Below are 17,560 nucleotides of genomic sequence, written 5' to 3'. Positions count from 1 at the left end.
TGTGGCCCACCGTAGAATCGATGTCATCATGCCTTCCGCGATCCCGTCTCCGGACCTGTCCGCCCTGACGATCTCCTATCCGCCGGAACTCCCGGTCAGCGCCTGCCGCGACGAGATCGCCGAGGCCGTCTCCGCACACCAGGTGGTCGTGATCGCGGGCGAGACCGGTTCGGGCAAGACGACCCAGTTGCCGAAGATCTGCCTCGAACTCGGCCGCACCTCGATCGGTCATACGCAGCCTCGGCGGATCGCGGCGACGTCGGTGGCCCGGCGGATCGCCGACGAGTTGGGCACCGAGATCGGCGGGACCGTCGGGTATCAGGTGCGCTTCTCCGACAAGGTCGGCAAGGACACCCGCATCAAGGTGATGACCGACGGCATCCTGCTGCGCGAGATCGGCCGGGATCCGCGGCTGTCCGGTTACGACACGATCATCATCGACGAGGCGCACGAGCGCAGCCTCAACATCGACTTCCTGCTCGGCTATCTCAAGCAGTTGCTGCCGACCAGACCGGATCTCAAGCTCATCATCACCTCGGCGACCATCGAGCCCGACCGCTTCGCCCGGCATTTCGCCACCACCGCGGACACGGTGCCGATCTTGGAGGTCTCGGGGCGGACGTACCCGGTCGAGATTCGGTATCGGCCGCGCGAGAGCGACGACTCCGACCACGACGACCTCGATCAGATCGCGGCGATCGACGCGGCGGTCGGCGAGCTGTGGTCGCACGCCCCGGGCGACATCCTGGTGTTCCTGCCGACCGAGCGCGACATCCGGGACACGGCCGATGCCCTCCGCCGACGCAGCGAGGCCGAGATCGTTCCGCTGTTCGCCCGGCTGTCGGTCGGTGAGCAGCAACGGGTGTTCGCCCCGTCCAACGGTCGGCGGATCGTGCTGGCCACGAATGTCGCCGAGACGTCATTGACCGTTCCCGGCATCCGGTACGTGATCGATGCGGGTACGGCTCGCATCTCCCGCTATTCGACCCGCACCAAGGTGACTCGTCTTCCCGTGGAACGGGTCTCACAGGCCAGCGCCCGTCAGCGCGCGGGTCGCTGCGGCCGGGTGGCGCCGGGCATCTGCATCCGCCTGTACTCGGAAGACGATTTCGACGCTCGTCCGGAGTACACCGACCCGGAGATCCTGCGGAGCAATCTCGCCGCCGTCATCCTGTCGATGCTGTCGCTGCGGCTGGGCGACATCAACGACTTCCCGTTCGTGCAGGCGCCCGACCCGCGAGCGGTCCGCGACGGCATGGCACAGCTGTCCGAACTGGGAGCGGTCACCGGCACCGATTCCGCGTCCGCGCGGCTGACCAAGATCGGCAAGCAGCTCGCGCGGCTGCCCGTCGACCCGAGGTTGGGCCGGATGCTGGTTGCCGGACACGACAACGGCTGCCTCGATCACCTGCTCGTCATCACTGCGGCGCTGGCCCTGCCCGACGTTCGGGAGTTCCCCAGCGACAAGCGGGAGGCCGCCACCGCCGCCCATCGCCGGCACGCGGTGCCGGGGTCGGAGTTCCTCGGGCACCTCAAGCTCTGGGAGTATCTGACGGCCAGGCGCGCGGAACTCTCAAGCAGCCAGTTCCGCAAGATGTGCGAGCGAGAGTTCCTGCACTTCCTGCGGATCCGCGAATGGATCGATCTGCACCGGCAGCTGCGGCGCACCGTCAGCGACCTCAAGTGGCAGATCCCGGACACCGAGGTGGACCCGGCAGCCGTTCATCGCAGCGTGCTCTCCGGCCTGCTGACCAACATCGGTGCGCGGCAAGGCGACTCACGCGACTATCTGGGCACCCGAGGCACGAAGTTCGCGATCTTCCCCGGATCCTTCCTCGCGAACAAACCGCCCGCCTTCGTCGTGGCCGCCGAACTCGTCGAGACCTCGCGCCTGTTCGCACACACCGTGGCCTCGATCGATCCGGCCTGGGTCGAGGAGTTGGCCGGCGACCTGGTGACGCGCACCTACTCCGAGCCGCACTGGTCCACCCGCCGCGGCGCGGTGATGGCGTACGAGAAGGTCAGCCTGTACGGAGTTCCCCTGGTGGCACAGCGCCGCGTGAACTACGGGTCGATCGACCCGAAGACCTCGCGCGAGATCTTCATCCAGGAGGCACTGGTCGCCGGACGCTGGCGTAACCGTCATGCGTTCTTCGCCCACAACGCCGAGTTGCTCCGCGACGCGTCCGAGACCGAACATCGCGCGCGGCGTAGGGACCTGCGCATCTCCGACGACGAGCTCTTCGAGTTCTACGCGGCGCGCATACCGTCCACCGTGGTGTCGACACGGCATTTCGACTCGTGGTGGAAGAAGGCGGGCCGCACCGATCCGGCGCTGCTCAACCTCCGGCCCGAGGACTTGCTCGGAGACGACGTCCCCACGGCCGCCGACTATCCGGCCGCCTGGCAGCAGGGCGAGACCCGCCTGGAGCTCCGCTACCACTTCGATCCCGGCGCACCCGATGACGGCGTGACCGCGATCATCCCCGAGCCGCTCCTGGCACATGTGCGAGACACCGGATTCGACTGGCTCGTACCCGGGATGCGCGCCGAACTCGCGACGCAGCTGATCAAGTCGTTACCCAAGGGCCTGCGCAAGTCCATGTCCCCGGCGTCCCGGTACGCCGAACTCGCTCTCAGCCGACTCTCGGTGCGCAGCGAGCCACTGCTCACCGGCCTGGCTCGCGAGCTGTCGTCGATCAGCGGGGTCACCCTGGCTCCGCGCGATTTCAATCCGTCGGCACTCCCCCCGCATCTGCGGATGCACTTCGCAGTCACCGGCACAGACGGCGCGATCATCGCGCGCGGCGACCGGCTCGCCGCGCTTCGCACCGACCTGTCTGCCGACGCCGACCGCGACCGCCGTACGCCCCTGCACCGCGAATGGACCGCCGACGGTCTGGGCACCCTCGCCGACTCCGAGACGGCGACCGTTGCGGGACAGACGATCACCCGCTATCCCACGCTCGCGACCGTGCCGGGACAGGGCGTACGCATCGCGAAGGCCGCCACCTCCACCGAGCGCGACGCCGGCATCGCCGCCGCCGCCGGAGAACTCCTGCGACTCGCGATCGCGCCGCCCAGCCGCAAGCTGGCGTCGACTCTGCCGCCGCCGGCCAAGCTCGCGCTGAGCCAGAGCCCGTATCCGGACGTGGACGCGTTGCTGGCCGACTGCACGGCACGGGCGGTCACCGACACCCTGGCACGGGAGCCGGAGTTGGCCGCCCTGCGCAGTCCCGGTGACTTCGGCGCGCTCTCGGCGCGGCTGGGGCCGGTGATCCGGTCGCGCGCACCCGAGTACTTCGACGCCGCCGTCGCGGCGCTCGCCGAATACTCCCCGGTGCGCCGGGCCGTCGACGCCCGGTCCGGGACTCTCGCCGCCGACGACGTCTCCGATCAGGTCAACGATCTGATCTTCGACGGCTTCGTCGGCGCGACGGCATTGGAGCATCTGCGCTCGCTGCCGCGCTATCTGACCGCCGCGCGGCTGCGCCTCGAGTCCCTCAACACCGCCGCCGGCCGGGACAACGAGGCGATGGGCGCCATCGACAGGGTGGTGGCGGTCTGGAATAGGCGCCTCGCCCAGCTTCCGGCCGCACGCCACGAGGCGCTCAACGAGTTGGTGCAGTGGCGCCTGGAGGAACTCCGCGTGAGCCTGTTCGCTCAGCAGCTCGGCACCAACGGTCCAGTCTCCGAGCAGCGGATAATCAAGGCGATCGACAAGTTCAGCTGACTGCTCGGGGCGGTGGCTGACTGCTCGGACCGGCGGCGCCGGTGCCGTGAGTGTCAGTGACGGTCGCGGCGCAGCGAATCGATCTCGCGCTGGAAGTCGTCGGCCGACTCGAACGACCGGTAGACCGAGGCGAACCGCAGATAGGCCACCTCGTCGAGGTCGCGCAGCGGACCGAGGATCGCGAGACCGACCTCATTGCTCGGTATCTCGGCCGAACCCGACGAGCGCACGGTGTCCTCCACCTGCACCGCAAGCTTCGCCAGTGCGTCCTCGTCCACCTGACGGCCCTGGCAGGCGCGGCGCACGCCCTGCATCACCTTCTCGCGAAGGAAGGGCTCGGAGATGCCGTTGCGCTTCACCACGGACAGCACAGCCGTCTCGACCGTGCTGAACCGCCGCCCGCATTCATTGCACGACCTGCGGCGACGGATCACCTGGCCGTCGTCGGCGACTCGGGAGTCGACGACACGGGTGTCGTCGTTCTTGCAGAACGGGCAGCGCATGCCATGACAATACCCGCCCGCCTCAGCCGTACTGCGGGGCGATAAGCGCTTGTCCGACATGCAGTCCCGATGTCTCGAGGCCGTTCAGGTCGCGCAGCTGGGCGATGACGCCCGCGGACGGCAACTCCGGAGCGATCCGCTCAGCGAGCGCGGTGAGCGACTCCCCCGACCGGACGTACACCACGTGCGTCGCCGCCGGCGACTCCGGCGTCGCCGCATCCTGGTAGCCCGCTCCGACGAGGGCGAGCAGCCACACCATGCCGGCGAGGGTGCCGCCGACCACCGCGGCCCCGGCCCACCGGCGCCTGCGGTACACCGCGGGCGACAGCGCGGTCCGGCCGGCCGGCGGCGCATCGAACATCACTCGCCGGTCCGCGACCGGGCGACGCCGCTCGGGGCGGCCGGTCGGGAAGCACGTTCCGCTCGAGTCGCCTCGCCCCGCTCCGCGTACTCCCCGATCACGGACCAGCGAGCCACGGACCACCGGGATGTCGCAGGTCATCGCCGACGCGGTTGAGTGCACAGCAGTGGAGTGCACAGCAGTGGAGCGCACAGCGGTGGCGCGTCCGGTCGGGGCGGGTGCCGTCCTCGTGCTCATGACTCGTCTCCAATCGATCGCGTGTTCGAAGAACTCTTGTTCGATAGTTAACACGAGGGGTCCGACAAACGCCGACACGCGTCGAACAATTGTTTGAGTTTTGTGACCTACTCAACTAGCCTTTGGACCATCGATCGAACACAGCTGACGAAAGGCCCGACCGTGACCGACACGCCCGATCCGATGCTCTCCACCGCGACGCTCGAGGCCTCATTGACCCAGCGTCAGCGCGAGGTGCTCGAGGTCATCCGTCAGTCGGTCCGCGAGCGCGGCTACCCGCCGAGCATCCGTGAGATCGGCGAGGCCGTCGGACTCACCTCCACGTCGTCGGTGGCCCATCAGCTCCGCACGCTCGAGCGCCGCGGCCTTCTCAAGCGCGATCCGCACCGTCCGCGTGCGGTGAACGTTCGGGACGATCAGCGGACACCGCCCTCGGGCGGTGCCGAGGCCGACGGAGAGTCACTCCCCACGCCGACCTTCGTTCCGGTGCTCGGCCGGATCGCCGCCGGCGGACCGATTCTCGCCGAACAGGCCGTGGAGGAGGTCTTCCCGATGCCGCGCGAACTGGTCGGCGACGGTTCCCTGTTCATGCTCCGCGTGGTCGGCGAATCGATGATCGACGCGGCGATCTGCGACGGCGACTGGGTGGTCGTACGCCAGCAGAACGTGGCGGAGAACGGTGACATCGTCGCCGCGATGATCGACGGCGAAGCCACCGTGAAGACCTTCAAGCGCACCGACGGTCACGTCTGGCTCATGCCGCACAACGAGCATTTCGAGCCCATCCCCGGCGACGACGCCGCCATCCTCGGCAAGGTCGTCACGGTGATGCGCCGTATCTGAGGCGATGCGCCGTATCTGAGGCGCCCGGCCGGCCTCAGCGGGACATCACACCTCGCCGGCCAGAACCGCGCGAACCGCCTCGCGCGCCTGCGACGGACTCGTCGCGGCGATCGCGGCGGACGCCGCATCGCGGCACTGACCCATGGTGACGGTACCCAGCTTCAGTCCCACCGCGGCCGACGCCGCAGGCGCGGACGACAACGACGTCACACCCAGCCCGACCAGCACACATGCCAGCAACGGATCGGCAGCCGCCTCGCCGCATACGCCCACGGGCTTGCCCTGGTCCCGACCGGCGTCCCCGACCCGCTGTATCAGCGCGAGTACCGCCGGCTGCCACGGGTCGGTGAGCGCCGCCAACTCCGGCGACATCCGGTCCGCCGCCATCGTGTACTGGGTCAGGTCGTTGGTGCCGATCGAGACGAAGTCCACTTCGGCGAGGATCGCGTCGGCGAGGATCGCCGCCGACGGCACCTCGATCATCACCCCCGGCACCAGACCGCGTTCCCGCACCCGCGCGGCGAATTCGCGCGCCTCGTCGACCGTGGCGATCATCGGTGCCATCACCCACGGCGTCGCACGGCCGTCGCCGCGCGCCGCCTCCGCCAGCGCATCGAGCTGGTTGTTGCGGATGTCCGGATACGTCTGCACGATGCGGTTGCCGCGGACTCCCATCGCCGGATTCGGCTCGTCGGAGTGGGCGACGAACTTCAGTGGCTTGTCCGAGCCCGCGTCGAGGGTGCGGATCACCACCTTGCGCCCGGGAAAGGCGTCGATCACCTCCCGGTAGAGCTCCACCTGCTGGGCGACGGTGGGCTCGGCCGCGCGGTCCAGGAAGGCCAGTTCGGTTCGGAACAGTCCGACGCCCTCCACCGGCGCCTGCGCCGCCGACCGAGCGGACACGCCGTCGGCCACGTTGGCCAGGATCGCGACCGCGTGCCCGTCCGCCGTGCGGCCCGGCCCACGCCAGGCCGCCGTCTCGGCTGCCCGCGTCGCCGCGGCCGTCACGGCGTCCGAGATGAGTCCGGCGTCCGGGGCGGCCCCCACCGTTCCCGCGTCCCCGTCCACGTAGCCCATGGCTCCGGAGGGGATCTCATCGAGTTCAGCGGCGGCGACCACGCACGGAATACCGAGTTGGCGAGCAATGATCGCCGTGTGGCTGCTGGGGCCGCCGAGCCGCATGCCCAGCCCGATGACGCGTGCCGGGTCCAGACCCGCGGTGTCGGCGGGCGCGAGGTCGTCGGCGAGCAGAATCGACGGTACGTCCGGCACGGGGATGCCCGGCTCCGAGAGCCCGAGGAGTTCGGCGACGACGCGGTCTCGGACGTCCAACAGATCGGTGACCCGTTCAGCCATGAGGCCGCCGAGCTTGGTGAACATCTCCACGAACTGCTCGGTGGCCGCAATCGCGGCGAGCGGCGCTCGAACGCCCTGCGCAATCGACTTGCCCGCGGCCGTCGCCCACCCGCGATCGCGCGCGAGACCGGCCGTGGCAGTCAGGACCTCGGCCGCGACGCCGGTGCTGTGGGAGGCCCGGTCGGCCAGCCGGTCGGCCACCACTCCGGCGGCGGCGGTGAAACGCTCCATCTCTGCGTCGCGGAGCTCCTCCGGAACGGGAGAGTCATCGATGGCGTCGAAGCCGGGTCGCGGTGCGGGTCTGATGATCGGTCCGTACGCGAGGCCACCGACCACCGGAGTACCGGAGACGATGACGTCGGCGCGGAACGGGTTCTCGGCAGGCACGGGAGAAGTCACCTCGGTCATGTGAGAGAGATTACAGAAAGTCCTTGACGTGTCAACACGTACCCACGTAAACAAAGATGTGTAACCAACCAAATCAACACAGATCCACATCTTTGCACGATCCCCATCGTTGCATGAGATCGGACAGTCGGGAGAGCAGATGTACGCGGAGGAACGCCAGTCGGCGATCGCGAACGAGGTCCGCCTGCGCGGCCGCGTCTCCGTAGCCGATCTCGCCGCGCGCTTCTCCGTGACCGGCGAGACCGTGCGCCGCGACCTGGCTATTCTCGCTCGCAGCGGCCATCTGGTGCGCGTCCACGGCGGAGCCGTACGCCTCGACGTCGCCGCAGTGGTCGACGAACCCGATCTGGTGGTTCGGGAGGAGACCCACCGAGGCGAGAAGAGCGCCATCGGTGCCGCTGCGCTGGCATTCCTGCCCGCCGACGGCGGTTCCATCGTGATCGACGCCGGGACCACCACTCTGCAGTTGGCTCTGTCCATCCCCGCCGACGCCCGCTTGACCTGCGTCACCAACAGCGTGCAGATCGCCGAGGTGGTGGCGGAGTTGCCCGGCTCCGGGGTGCTGCTGACCGGCGGCAGACTCCGGCCCAAGACCGGTGCCTCCGTCGGCGCCGACGCGATCGAGCGACTCTCGCGCATCCGTGCGTCGGTCGGCTTCCTCGGCACCAACGGTCTGTCGCTCGAGCACGGTCTGTCGACACCCGACGCCGACGAGGCCGCCACCAAACGCGCCATGATCGCGGCCTGCACGACGACGGTGGTCCTCGCCGACTCGTCCAAGATCAACCGGGAGGAACTGATGAGCTTCGGAACCCTGGAGGACGTCGATGTCCTCGTGACCGACGCCGGGATCGACTCGGCCTTCGCCGACGAACTGCGCGCCCACGAGATCGAGGTGGTGATCGCATGATCGTCACCGTCACCGCCAATCCGAGCACCGACCGTACGATCGAGCTCGCCGGACCGCTCCGGCGGGGCGAGGTGCACCGTGCGGCCCGCGTCGTCGACCAACCGGGCGGCAAGGGAATCAACGTCGCACGGGTGGTGCGGGCTGCCGGCCTTCCCACACTGGCCGTCCTGCCCGCCCGCGCCGACGACCCGTTCATCGACAGCCTGCGCGCCGTGGCCCTTCCGCACCAGGCGGTGTCGGCGGACGGGACGGTCCGGACCAACCTGACCGTGGCCGAACCGGACGGCACCACCACCAAGATCAACGACGCCGGAACGGCCGTCTCCGCCGAGGCCGGGGCCGCGCTGCGCACCACGATCCTGGCCCGTGCCGAGGGAGCGGACTGGCTCGCTCTGTGCGGCTCGCTGCCGCCCGGCCTCCCCGAGGACTGGTACGCGCAGGTACTCGCCGCGACGGCGTCGCTGCACTGTCGGGTGGCCGTCGACACGTCCGGTGCACCCCTGGCCGCGGTGGCCGCCGCCCGTCCGGCACTGCTGAAGCCGAACTCCGATGAGCTCGCCGAACTCACCGGCGACGATCCGGCCGGCATGGAGAGGTCTGCGGCGCAGGGTGATCCCAGCGTCGCAGCGGCCGCCTCCCGAACACTCGCCGACCGGACCGGAGGGACGGTGCTGACCACGCTGGGCGCGGCCGGCGCCCTCCTGACCACCCCGGACGGCATATGGTTCGCCACCGCGCCGGCTGTCGCGGTCCGCAGCACCGTCGGCGCGGGCGACGCCTCACTCGCCGGTTATCTGATCGCGCACCTGCGCGGTGCCGACGAGGCCGGGCTCCTGCGCAGTGCCGTCGCTCACGGCTCGGCGGCCGCAGCACTGCCGGGCACCACGCCGCCCACTCCGGATCTGCTCGACGAAGCGGGTGTGTCTGTCTCCCGGCTGTCCTGATCCGTCCGCGAAGAACCCCGACACCCAGAATCCCCGAGTCCCCGAATCCCCGACCCCCAGAATCCCGACCCCCCAGAATCACCGAGGGAGCCATCATGTCCCAACAGATCATCACGCCGGAGCTGGTCCTGCTCGACGGTGACGCCGGCGCTGATGCGGACAGTGTCATCGCCGCGCTCGCCGGTCTGGTCGCAAACGCCGGCCGCTGCACCGACCCGGCCGAGCTCGCCGAGGCCGCTATGGCACGCGAACGCAAATCCGCGACCGGGCTTCCCGGAGGCATCGCGATCCCGCACGCACGCGTCGCCTCCGTCACCACCGCCACCCTCGCCATGGCACGCCTGACGCGAAAGGCAGAATTCGGTGCTCCGGACGGGCCCGCCGACATCGTCTTCCTGATCGCGGCACCGGAGGGAGCCGCCGGCGAGCACATGAAGGTGCTCAGTTCGCTGGCGCGCGCCCTCGTGCGGCCCGACTTCGTCGCCGCCCTGCGCGCGGCGCCCGACGCCGCCGCCGTCGTCGATCTGGTCAACGAGGCCGTCGAGGGCAAGCCGGCCCCTGCCCCGGCCGCAGCGACCCCCGCAGCGACCCCGGCAACTGAGACCCCGGCAACCGAATCCCCAGCGGCCGAGCCCGGGACCACTCGGATCGTCGCCGTCACCGCGTGCCCCACCGGGATCGCGCACACCTACATGGCCGCCGACGCCCTCAAGCTCGCCGCCGAACGCGCCGGCGTGGAGTTCGCGGTGGAGACCCAGGGGTCGACCGGTTCGACGCCCTTCGCCCCCGATGTGATCGCTGCCGCGGACGTGGTGGTCTTCGCGACGGATGTGGGCGTCAAGGGCCGCGACCGGTTCGTCGGCAAGCCGGTGGTCGCCTCCGGCGTCAAACGCGCGATCAACGAACCCGATGCGATGATCGCCGAGGCGGTCCGCACGGCGCGAGATCCCCGGGCCGCCACCGTCGCCGGGGACGCGAACGCCGGCGCGCAGGCGCCCGCGGCCTCGCGGGTGGGCATCGGAGGTCAGCTCAAGCAGGCTCTGCTGACCGGTGTCAGCTACATGATCCCGTTCGTCGCCGCGGGCGGTCTGCTGATGGCGCTCGGCTTCCTGCTGGCCGGCTACGAGATCGGCAGTTCGACGGTGCAGGAGGGCACCTCGGACGGACTGTACTACGCACTGCACTACAGTCTCTGGGATCTGCCGCCGGGCGGGCTCATGCAGTATCTCGGCGGAGTGAGTTTCGCGATCGGCAATCTGGCGATCGGGCTCATGGTGGCGGTCCTGGCCGGCTACATCGCCTACGCGATCGCCGACCGGCCCGGTCTCGCTCCCGGATTCACCGCGGGTCTGATCGCCGTCGCCGTGAACGCCGGCTTCATCGGCGGTCTCGTCGGCGGTCTGCTGGCCGGCGTCGTCGCCCTCTGGCTCTCCCGGCTGCCGCTGCCCCAGTGGGCGCGCGGACTGCAACCGGTCGTCATCATTCCGCTGGTGGGCACGCTCGTCACCGGCTTCATCATGTTCGCTCTGCTGGCCCGTCCGCTGTCGTGGATCAACACCTCGCTCGAGGACTGGCTCAACTCGATGTCCGGCAGTTCCAAGGTGATCCTCGGCATCGTGATCGGCCTGATGATGTGCTTCGATCTGGGCGGACCGGTCAACAAGGCGGCGTACGCCTTCGGCGTCGCCGGCCTCGGACTCGCCGGCGCGGGCGTCGCACAGTGGGAGATCATGGCCGCGGTGATGGCCGCAGGCATGGTTCCGCCGCTGGCGATGGCGCTGGCGACCACCCTCCGACCGTCGACGTTCACCGAACCGGAGCGCGAGAACGGCAAGGCCGCCTGGCTGCTGGGCGCGTCGTTCATCTCCGAGGGCGCGATCCCGTTCGCCGCCGCCGATCCGTTCCGCGTGATCCCGTCCATGATGCTGGGCGGTGCGGTCACCGGAGCGCTGTCGATGGCGTTGAGCGTCCAGTGCCGGGCACCCCACGGGGGCGTGTTCGTCCTCTTCGCGATGAACGGCACGTGGTGGAAGTTCCTGATCGCTATCGTGGCGGGCGTGATCGTCTCCGCCGTCGCCGTCCTCGCCGCCAAGCAGTACCAGCCCAGCCGGGAGCGCACGCCGATCCCCGCCGAGGCCGCCTGAAACACCCGGGCCCGAGCACGCAGCTCGGGCCGTCACACCGAAAGAAAGGCACGTCCATGCCCAGCACCACCGTCACCGTCGGATCGGCCGTCGGTCTGCACGCTCGTCCCGCCGCCATCATCGCCGACGCGGCCACCGCTCTCGGCGTCCCGGTGACGCTCGCCGCCGGCGGTGATCCGGTCGACGCGGGCAGCGCGCTGATGATCATGACCCTCGGCGCGGAGAAGGGCGCCTCGGTCACCGTCGAAAGCGACGACCAGGCCGCGGTCGATCAGATCGCGGCACTGGTCGCCAAGGATCTCGACGCCGAGTAGCCGGGCGAGACCGTCAGGCGACGGTCAGATCGCTGTACTCGGCCGCGAGCGCAGAAGGCATCCGCACATGCAGGCGGGTGCCTTCGGCGTTGTGCTCCGTGTCGAGCACGTGCGCGTGCTGGTGGAGCCGGGAGATCACCTCTCCGCGGGCGAACGGCACCTGCAGGACGGCGTCCACATCGTCTCGCTGCAGGAAGTCGGTGATCGCGGCGAAGAGCCCGTCGAGCCCCTCACCGGTCCGGGCCGAGACGAACTGCGCATCCGGATACTCGGCCCGCAGCGCCGTCATGGTCACGCCGTCGACGGCGTCGATCTTGTTGACGACCAGCATCTCCGGCGGCGCGGGGCGGTCCTCTTCGGCGAGCACCTCCCCCAACACCTGGCGGACGGCCGAGATCTGGTTGGCCGGGAACGGGTCTGACCCATCCACCACGTGGACGAGCAGATCGGCGTCGACGGCCTCCTCCAGTGTCGACCGGAACGCCTCGACCAGCTGGGTGGGCAGATGCCGGACGAAGCCGACGGTGTCGGTGAAGACCACCTCGTGCCCGTCGGCGAGCTGCGCGCGGCGGGTGGTCGGATCGAGCGTCGCGAACAGTGCGTCCTGCACGAGGACACCCGAGCCGGTCATCGCGTTCACCAGGCTCGACTTGCCGGCGTTGGTGTAGCCGACCACCGTCAGAGCCGGTACACCGCCCCGGCGGCGCGCCGCGCGCTTCACCGTCCGAGCCGTCTTCATCCCGCGAATCTCCTTGCGCAGCTTGGCCATTCGCTCGCGGATCCGCCTGCGGTCGGTTTCGATCTTCGTCTCACCGGGGCCACGCAGGCCCACGCCGCCGTTGCTGCCGGCGCGGCCACCTGCCTGGCGCGACATCGACTCGCCCCAGCCGCGCAGCCGGGGAAGCATGTACTCCATCTGCGCCAGCGCCACCTGCGCCTTGCCCTCACGCGAGGTGGCGTGCTGGGCGAAGATGTCGAGGATGAGCGCGGTGCGGTCGATCACCTTCACCTTGACGACCTTCTCCAGCGCCGTCAGCTGGGCGGGCGTCAGCTCACCGTCGCAGATCACGGTGTCGGCTCCGCTGGCGACCACCACTTCGCGGAGTTCCTCGGCCTTGCCGGAGCCGAGATAGGTGGCCGGATCAGGTTTGCCACGGCGCTGGATCAGGGCGTCGAGCACCTGCGATCCGGCAGTCTCGGCGAGCGCGGCGAGTTCGGCCATGCTGGCGCGGGCCGCGGCGACGCTCCCGGTGGTCCAGACGCCCACGAGGACGACCTGCTCCAACCGGAGGCGGCGGTACTCGACCTCGGTGACGTCCTCGAGTTCGGTCGACAGGCCGACGACGCGTTGCAGCGAGGCACGCTCGTCGAGCTGAAGTTCGCCCACCGTGGGTTCGCCCGGGCGTCCACGCTCCGAGAGCCCGGGGACCTCCTCGGCGGACCGGTCGTCGGCGGATTCGTCCAATGCAGATTCTTTGGTCAGTTCAGTCATATGTACATCCATTGTGCCCCCGACCGGCACCGGAACGCATCCGGATTTCCCGCGGGTGCCCGCTCAGTCGGCCCAGCCCGCGACGAGCCGGCCGCGGGCCACCAGCCGAGACGGGCCGCGCAGGACGGCCGAGCCGTCGCCGACAGTGACCAGCACGTCGCCGCCCGGCACTGTGACCGCGACCGACCCCGAGTCTCTGCCGGCCCCCGACAGCGCAGCCGCTGCGGCGGCCACCAGGCCGGTACCGCACGATCGGGTCTCCCCGACGCCCCGCTCGAACACTCGCATGTGCGCGTGGAAGTCGGCCTCGTCGGCCGGGGTCGGGCCGCCCGGGGTCAGCGGGGTGAGGATCTCGACGTTCGCCCCGTCCGGAAACAGCGCCGAGTCCAGCTCGGCGCCGGTGGTGAAATCCAGTGCCGCGAGCCGTTCGGGCGTCAGTCCGTCGACCACGCAGGCCAGGTGAGGGTTGCCGACGTCGACGGCCTCGCCCGTCAGCGTCGTACCCGCGATGCGGACCTCGCTCGGGCCGCGCAGCGCCACCGGTCCCATCGAGACACTCACGTCGGCGTCGGCGTCGTCGGCCGAGTGCACGGTGACCGGACGGGCCCCGGCGCGCGAACCGACGGTGAACGCATCGGTGTCGACGAGCCCTTCGGTCCGGCAGTAGTGCGCGAACACGCGCACACCGTTGCCGCACATCTCCGCGATGGAACCGTCGGCGTTGCGATAGTCCATGAACCAGTCCACGCCCGAAACGCCCTCGGGTAGCCGTTCCAGCACCTGTTCGGCCACCAGCGATCCGGCGGTCGCGACGCGCAGAACGCCGTCGGCACCGAGTCCCCGCCGGCGGTCGCAGAGGGCGACGACGAGGTCCTCGGTCAGTTCGATCTGGGCCTGAGGGTCGGGCAGGATCACGAAGTCGTTCTGGGTGCCATGCCCTTTGACGAAGGTCAGCGCCGGAGAGTTCTTCACGCCCATCAGGCTACGCGGAGCGCGCGGAGCGCATTCTCCAGCAGGGCGGGATCGGCGGCGTCGAGCCACACCGCGCGCGGGTCGCGCCGGAACCACGACCGCTGCCGGCGCACGTACCGTCGCGTGCCGAAGAAGGTGCGCTCCTGCGCCTGATCGAGGTCGTAGGCGCCGTCGAGATACTCGATGACCTGTGCATAGCCGATCGCCCGCGAGGCCGTCCGTCCCTCCCGCAGGCCGCTCTCGCACAGTGCTCGCACCTCGTCGACCAGGCCGGCGTCGAACATCGCCGCGGTGCGCAACCGGATCCGCTCGTCGAGGGCCTCCTTCTCTCGGTCGAGGGTCAGGATGCGGGTCCCCCACCGCGGTTCACCGATCGACGGCGCCGACGCCGCGAACGGCTCCCCGGTGATCTCGACCACCTCGAGGGCGCGCACGATGCGCCTGCCGTCCGAGTCCAGGATGGTGGCCGCGGCGGCCGGGTCGACCTCGGCCAGCCGGCGGTGGAGAGCCAAGGGCCCGATCTCGGTGAGCAGCGCCTCGTACTTCGCCCGCACCGCGGGATCGGTCGACGGGAACTCCCAATCGTCGAGCAGGCCCTGGATGTACATCATCGACCCGCCGACGATGACCGGCAGCCGGCCCGATGCGAGGAGCGCTTCGACGTCTGCCGTCGCCGCGGACTTGTAGCGGGCGACGGTGGCGGTCTCGGTGACGTCGAGGACATCGATCTGGTGGTGCGGTATCCCCCGCCGTTCGGCGACGGGAAGCTTGGCGGTGCCGATGTCCATCCCGCGGTACTGCTGCATCGCGTCGACGTTGACGATCTCGCCGCCGAAGTGTTCGGCGAGATCGAGGGCGAGTTCTGATTTGCCGCTGGCCGTCGGGCCGATGACGGCGATGGGTGCGAGGGTCACCGCGGCGCCCCCGGCGACCAGACGGCGACGGTGTAACCGACCCCGAACGGGGCATCGCGATACAACACCTCTGCCGCTGCGACATCAGACACAGCGACATCGGCCGCGGGACCGCCGCAGGCGGCCGCCAGGACCTGCCATGCGGCCCTGCCTCCGACTCCCTCCGCGGCGCACGCGTCCGCGTCGAGGGCGGCCAGTGCGCCGGTGTCCGCGCGGGCGAGCGCGTCGTCGATCCGCCGCTGAAGCCCGATCGCCGAGGGCCGCTCGCCGCCGCCCGGAGCGCCCGGCGACAACGCGGTGCAGCCGTCGGCCACCACCAGAAGTCCCACCCGGTCGCCGCTGTCGGGATCGTCGCTGTCGGGATCGCCGCCGTGGGGATCGTCGCTGTCGGGATCGCCGCCGTCGGACAGGGCGCGCGCGAGTTCCAGTCCGGCTGCCGCGCACTGGTCCGGCGACCACTCCGGATCCACCACCCACGGCGTCACCGTGATCCGCTCTCCGCCGCCGTCGGCCTCACCGCGGACCCACCCCGCGATCAGCATCGACAGGGGCAGCGGCGCGCCCTCGGTCGGCGGACCGCCGAGTCGTACCGGGTGCGGCACACCGTATCCGCCGAAGTCGCCGCAGCTGCGGTAGTCCGTGGCACCGGCGGAGCCGGCGCGATCGGCTGCGCCGAGTGCGATCCACCGATCGGCCGCGCTGCCGAGCCGCTTCGCCACCGAACGCACGGCCGCGCGCACGGGTTCGGTGTCGGTGGCGGCCGGACCGGCCAGTTCGGGGACGAGCAGCGGAGCGCTCGGGACTATCGCAACCAGGGCTAGCACGGTCTCGACGCTACCGGTGCGCGCGCGGCACATCGGTTCGGGCCCGGCACCGGCGGCGTCCCGGCCTCGATGTGGGAGGCAATGTTGCAGGCCGCGCCCACAACCGTCGCCGTGCCTGCTTGAATGAACCACGTAGTGAATGAACCACGCAGTGATCTGGCAGCCGTGACGCGCGGCGAAGACGATTCAAGAGGTACACGCATGATCAACTCGCCCGACTCGAGCAACCCCGCCTCGAACGGCCCGTCGGCCCCCAAGCCCGGCCCGAAGCCGGGACCGAAGCCTGGCCCTCGGCCGCGTCCGGTCCCCCGGCCCGCAGTCGGCGGCCCGACCCCGGCGGTGCCGGTCCATCCGGTGCCGGTGGGTGATCCGAACGAGTTCGGCCGGATCGATTCGAGCGGTGCGGTGTGGCTCAAGACTGCGAGCGGCGAGCGCCAGATCGGCTCGTGGCAGGCCGGGACCGTCGAAGAGGGCCTTGCGCACTTCTCCCGGAAGTTCGCCGACCTGGCCACTGAAGTGGAGATCCTCGAGGAGCGTCTCACCGCCCGTTCCGGCGACCCCAGGAAGACTCAGGCGTCGGCGGCGCATCTGCTCGCCGAACTCCCCGACGCGCAGGTCATCGGTGACGTCGACAGCCTGGCGGCCCGTCTGGAGGTGATCGTCTCCGGCGCCGACGATGTGGCGCAGGAGGTCAAGGACCTGCGCGAGTCGGCCCGTGTCTCGGCGATCGAACGCAAGGAGGCGCTGGCGGCCGAAGCCGAGCGCATCGGGAGCGAGAGCACCTCGTGGAAGGCGGGCGGCGACCGGCTCCGGGCGATCCTGGACGAGTGGAAGACGATCAAGGGCATTGACCGCAAGACCGACGATGCGCTGTGGCGGCGTTACTCGAAAGCGCGGGACGCGTTCAACCGGCGTCGCGGTGCGCACTTCGCCGAACTCGACCGCGAACGGGCGGGAGCCAAGGCGCGCAAGGAGGAACTGATCGCCGAAGCCGAGGCGCTGTCGGACTCCACCGACTGGGGCCCCACGGCGGCCAAGTTCCGCGAACTCCTGGCCGAATGGAAGGCCGCCGGTCGCGCGCCGCGCGACACCGACGAGGCGCTCTGGCTCCGGTTCAAGGCCGCACAGGATGTCTTCTTCCAGGCCCGCAACGCGGTGAACTCCGAGCGTGACGCCGAGTTCGCGGAGAACGCGAAGGCCAAGACCGCACTGCTCGACGAGGCCGAGGCGAAGATCGATCCGGCGGCCGATCTGGAGACCGCGCGGCGCGAGTTCCGTACCTTCCGCGAGAAGTGGGACGAGATCGGCAAGGTCCCGCGCGAACAGATGCACAGACTCGAGAGCCGTGCGCGGGCGCTCGAGAAGCGGCTGCGCGACGCCGAGGACGCCGACTGGGCACGCACCGACCCGGAGGCGCAGGCGCGCGCCGCGCAGTTCACCGAGCGCGCCGACAAGCTCGACGAGCAGGCCGAGAAGGCCGCCGCCGCGGGACGCGACCGTGAGGCCGCGGAGCTGCGGCAACAGGCCGCGCAGTGGCGCGAGTGGGCCAGCGCGGCCCACTCGGCGCTCACCGATCGCTGACGCCCACCAGGTCCCGACGGCCCG

Annotated in this window: 14 protein-coding genes; 7 read left to right on the top strand and 7 right to left on the bottom strand. The window is 70.2% G+C overall.

What is annotated here, in order from left to right; all coding sequences use genetic code 11:
• The first annotated feature begins 28 nt into the window (after positions 1-28).
• A complete protein-coding gene (gene hrpA / locus ABFX36_RS05830; protein ID WP_346075366.1) occupies positions 29-3,733 on the top strand; it encodes an ATP-dependent RNA helicase HrpA in 3,705 nt (1,234 codons plus the stop codon).
• Between the two features lie 53 nt (positions 3,734-3,786).
• Here hrpA and nrdR read toward each other — a convergent pair whose 3' ends face one another.
• Complete coding sequence (gene nrdR, locus ABFX36_RS05825) at positions 3,787-4,236, bottom strand: transcriptional regulator NrdR (RefSeq protein ID WP_346075363.1); 450 nt, start codon at positions 4,234-4,236, stop codon at positions 3,787-3,789.
• Positions 4,237-4,258: 22 nt separating this feature from the next.
• Positions 4,259-4,834, bottom strand: a complete 576-nt coding sequence (locus tag ABFX36_RS05820) for a LysM peptidoglycan-binding domain-containing protein (protein ID WP_346075361.1) — start codon at positions 4,832-4,834, stop codon at positions 4,259-4,261.
• Between the two features lie 183 nt (positions 4,835-5,017).
• Here ABFX36_RS05820 and lexA point away from each other — a divergent pair, with 183 nt between their 5' ends.
• Positions 5,018-5,677, top strand: a complete 660-nt coding sequence (lexA, locus tag ABFX36_RS05815) for a transcriptional repressor LexA (protein ID WP_231650344.1) — start codon at positions 5,018-5,020, stop codon at positions 5,675-5,677.
• Between the two features lie 45 nt (positions 5,678-5,722).
• On the opposite strand, the gene ABFX36_RS05810 is transcribed toward lexA, so the two are convergent.
• Positions 5,723-7,441, bottom strand: a complete 1,719-nt coding sequence (locus tag ABFX36_RS05810) for a putative PEP-binding protein (protein WP_222111115.1) — start codon at positions 7,439-7,441, stop codon at positions 5,723-5,725.
• 139 nt (positions 7,442-7,580) lie between these two features.
• Between ABFX36_RS05810 and ABFX36_RS05805 the strand changes: the two genes are divergently transcribed.
• From ABFX36_RS05805 to ABFX36_RS05790, 4 genes are all read left to right on the top strand, one after another.
• Positions 7,581-8,351 (top strand): DeoR/GlpR family DNA-binding transcription regulator, encoded by a 771-nt coding sequence (locus ABFX36_RS05805; protein WP_045540810.1) that lies wholly within the window; start codon positions 7,581-7,583, stop codon positions 8,349-8,351.
• On the top strand, positions 8,348-9,295 hold the full coding sequence (locus ABFX36_RS05800; protein ID WP_222111116.1) for a 1-phosphofructokinase family hexose kinase: 948 nt from the start codon (positions 8,348-8,350) through the stop codon (positions 9,293-9,295). The genes ABFX36_RS05805 and ABFX36_RS05800 overlap by 4 nt, the downstream gene beginning before the upstream one ends.
• Positions 9,296-9,390: 95 nt before the next feature.
• Positions 9,391-11,439 carry a PTS fructose transporter subunit IIABC gene (locus ABFX36_RS05795; RefSeq protein WP_222111117.1) on the top strand — a complete coding sequence of 683 codons (2,049 nt, stop codon included), beginning with the start codon at positions 9,391-9,393 and terminating at the stop codon, positions 11,437-11,439.
• 56 nt (positions 11,440-11,495) lie between these two features.
• Positions 11,496-11,753, top strand: a complete 258-nt coding sequence (locus tag ABFX36_RS05790) for an HPr family phosphocarrier protein (RefSeq protein ID WP_006896274.1) — start codon at positions 11,496-11,498, stop codon at positions 11,751-11,753.
• Between the two features lie 13 nt (positions 11,754-11,766).
• Here ABFX36_RS05790 and hflX read toward each other — a convergent pair whose 3' ends face one another.
• The 4 genes from hflX to ABFX36_RS05770 all read right to left on the bottom strand — a co-directional run bounded on the left by hflX (position 11,767) and on the right by ABFX36_RS05770 (position 15,955).
• Positions 11,767-13,245, bottom strand: a complete 1,479-nt coding sequence (gene hflX / locus ABFX36_RS05785; RefSeq protein ID WP_045540414.1) for a GTPase HflX — start codon at positions 13,243-13,245, stop codon at positions 11,767-11,769.
• A gap of 63 nt (positions 13,246-13,308) precedes the next feature.
• The gene (gene dapF / locus ABFX36_RS05780) at positions 13,309-14,223 is read right to left on the bottom strand and encodes a diaminopimelate epimerase (RefSeq protein ID WP_346075356.1); all 915 of its coding nucleotides are present in this window, start codon (positions 14,221-14,223) and stop codon (positions 13,309-13,311) included.
• Positions 14,223-15,131 (bottom strand): tRNA (adenosine(37)-N6)-dimethylallyltransferase MiaA, encoded by a 909-nt coding sequence (gene miaA, locus ABFX36_RS05775; protein WP_346075354.1) that lies wholly within the window; start codon positions 15,129-15,131, stop codon positions 14,223-14,225. The genes dapF and miaA overlap by 1 nt, the downstream gene beginning before the upstream one ends.
• On the bottom strand, positions 15,128-15,955 hold the full coding sequence (locus ABFX36_RS05770; RefSeq protein ID WP_346075352.1) for a class III extradiol ring-cleavage dioxygenase family protein: 828 nt from the start codon (positions 15,953-15,955) through the stop codon (positions 15,128-15,130). Before ABFX36_RS05770 ends, miaA begins: the two co-directional genes overlap by 4 nt.
• A 201-nt stretch (positions 15,956-16,156) precedes the next feature.
• Between ABFX36_RS05770 and ABFX36_RS05765 the strand changes: the two genes are divergently transcribed.
• A complete protein-coding gene (locus ABFX36_RS05765; RefSeq protein ID WP_346075350.1) occupies positions 16,157-17,536 on the top strand; it encodes a DUF349 domain-containing protein in 1,380 nt (459 codons plus the stop codon).
• The last annotated feature ends 24 nt before the right edge of the window (positions 17,537-17,560 follow it).

Origin of the sequence: Gordonia cholesterolivorans, from assembly GCF_039531975.1 — a bacterium.
Classification (GTDB): Bacteria; Actinomycetota; Actinomycetes; order Mycobacteriales; family Mycobacteriaceae; genus Gordonia; species Gordonia sihwensis.
The sequence above is the reverse complement of the archived record's forward strand: the minus strand, read 5'-3'. Positions and strand labels throughout refer to the sequence as shown.

Bases quoted from the DNA above. Each gene is read 5' to 3' on its own strand.
- hrpA (WP_346075366.1), top strand. From the start codon at position 29: ATGCCTTCCGCGATCCCGTCTCCGGACCTGTCCGCCCTGACGATCTCC.
- nrdR (WP_346075363.1), bottom strand. From the start codon at position 4,236: ATGCGCTGCCCGTTCTGCAAGAACGACGACACCCGTGTCGTCGACTCC.
- ABFX36_RS05820 (WP_346075361.1), bottom strand. From the start codon at position 4,834: ATGAGCACGAGGACGGCACCCGCCCCGACCGGACGCGCCACCGCTGTG.
- lexA (WP_231650344.1), top strand. From the start codon at position 5,018: ATGCTCTCCACCGCGACGCTCGAGGCCTCATTGACCCAGCGTCAGCGC.
- ABFX36_RS05810 (WP_222111115.1), bottom strand. From the start codon at position 7,441: ATGACCGAGGTGACTTCTCCCGTGCCTGCCGAGAACCCGTTCCGCGCC.
- ABFX36_RS05805 (WP_045540810.1), top strand. From the start codon at position 7,581: ATGTACGCGGAGGAACGCCAGTCGGCGATCGCGAACGAGGTCCGCCTG.
- ABFX36_RS05800 (WP_222111116.1), top strand. From the start codon at position 8,348: ATGATCGTCACCGTCACCGCCAATCCGAGCACCGACCGTACGATCGAG.
- ABFX36_RS05795 (WP_222111117.1), top strand. From the start codon at position 9,391: ATGTCCCAACAGATCATCACGCCGGAGCTGGTCCTGCTCGACGGTGAC.
- ABFX36_RS05790 (WP_006896274.1), top strand. From the start codon at position 11,496: ATGCCCAGCACCACCGTCACCGTCGGATCGGCCGTCGGTCTGCACGCT.
- hflX (WP_045540414.1), bottom strand. From the start codon at position 13,245: ATGACTGAACTGACCAAAGAATCTGCATTGGACGAATCCGCCGACGAC.
- dapF (WP_346075356.1), bottom strand. From the start codon at position 14,223: ATGGGCGTGAAGAACTCTCCGGCGCTGACCTTCGTCAAAGGGCATGGC.
- ABFX36_RS05765 (WP_346075350.1), top strand. From the start codon at position 16,157: ATGATCAACTCGCCCGACTCGAGCAACCCCGCCTCGAACGGCCCGTCG.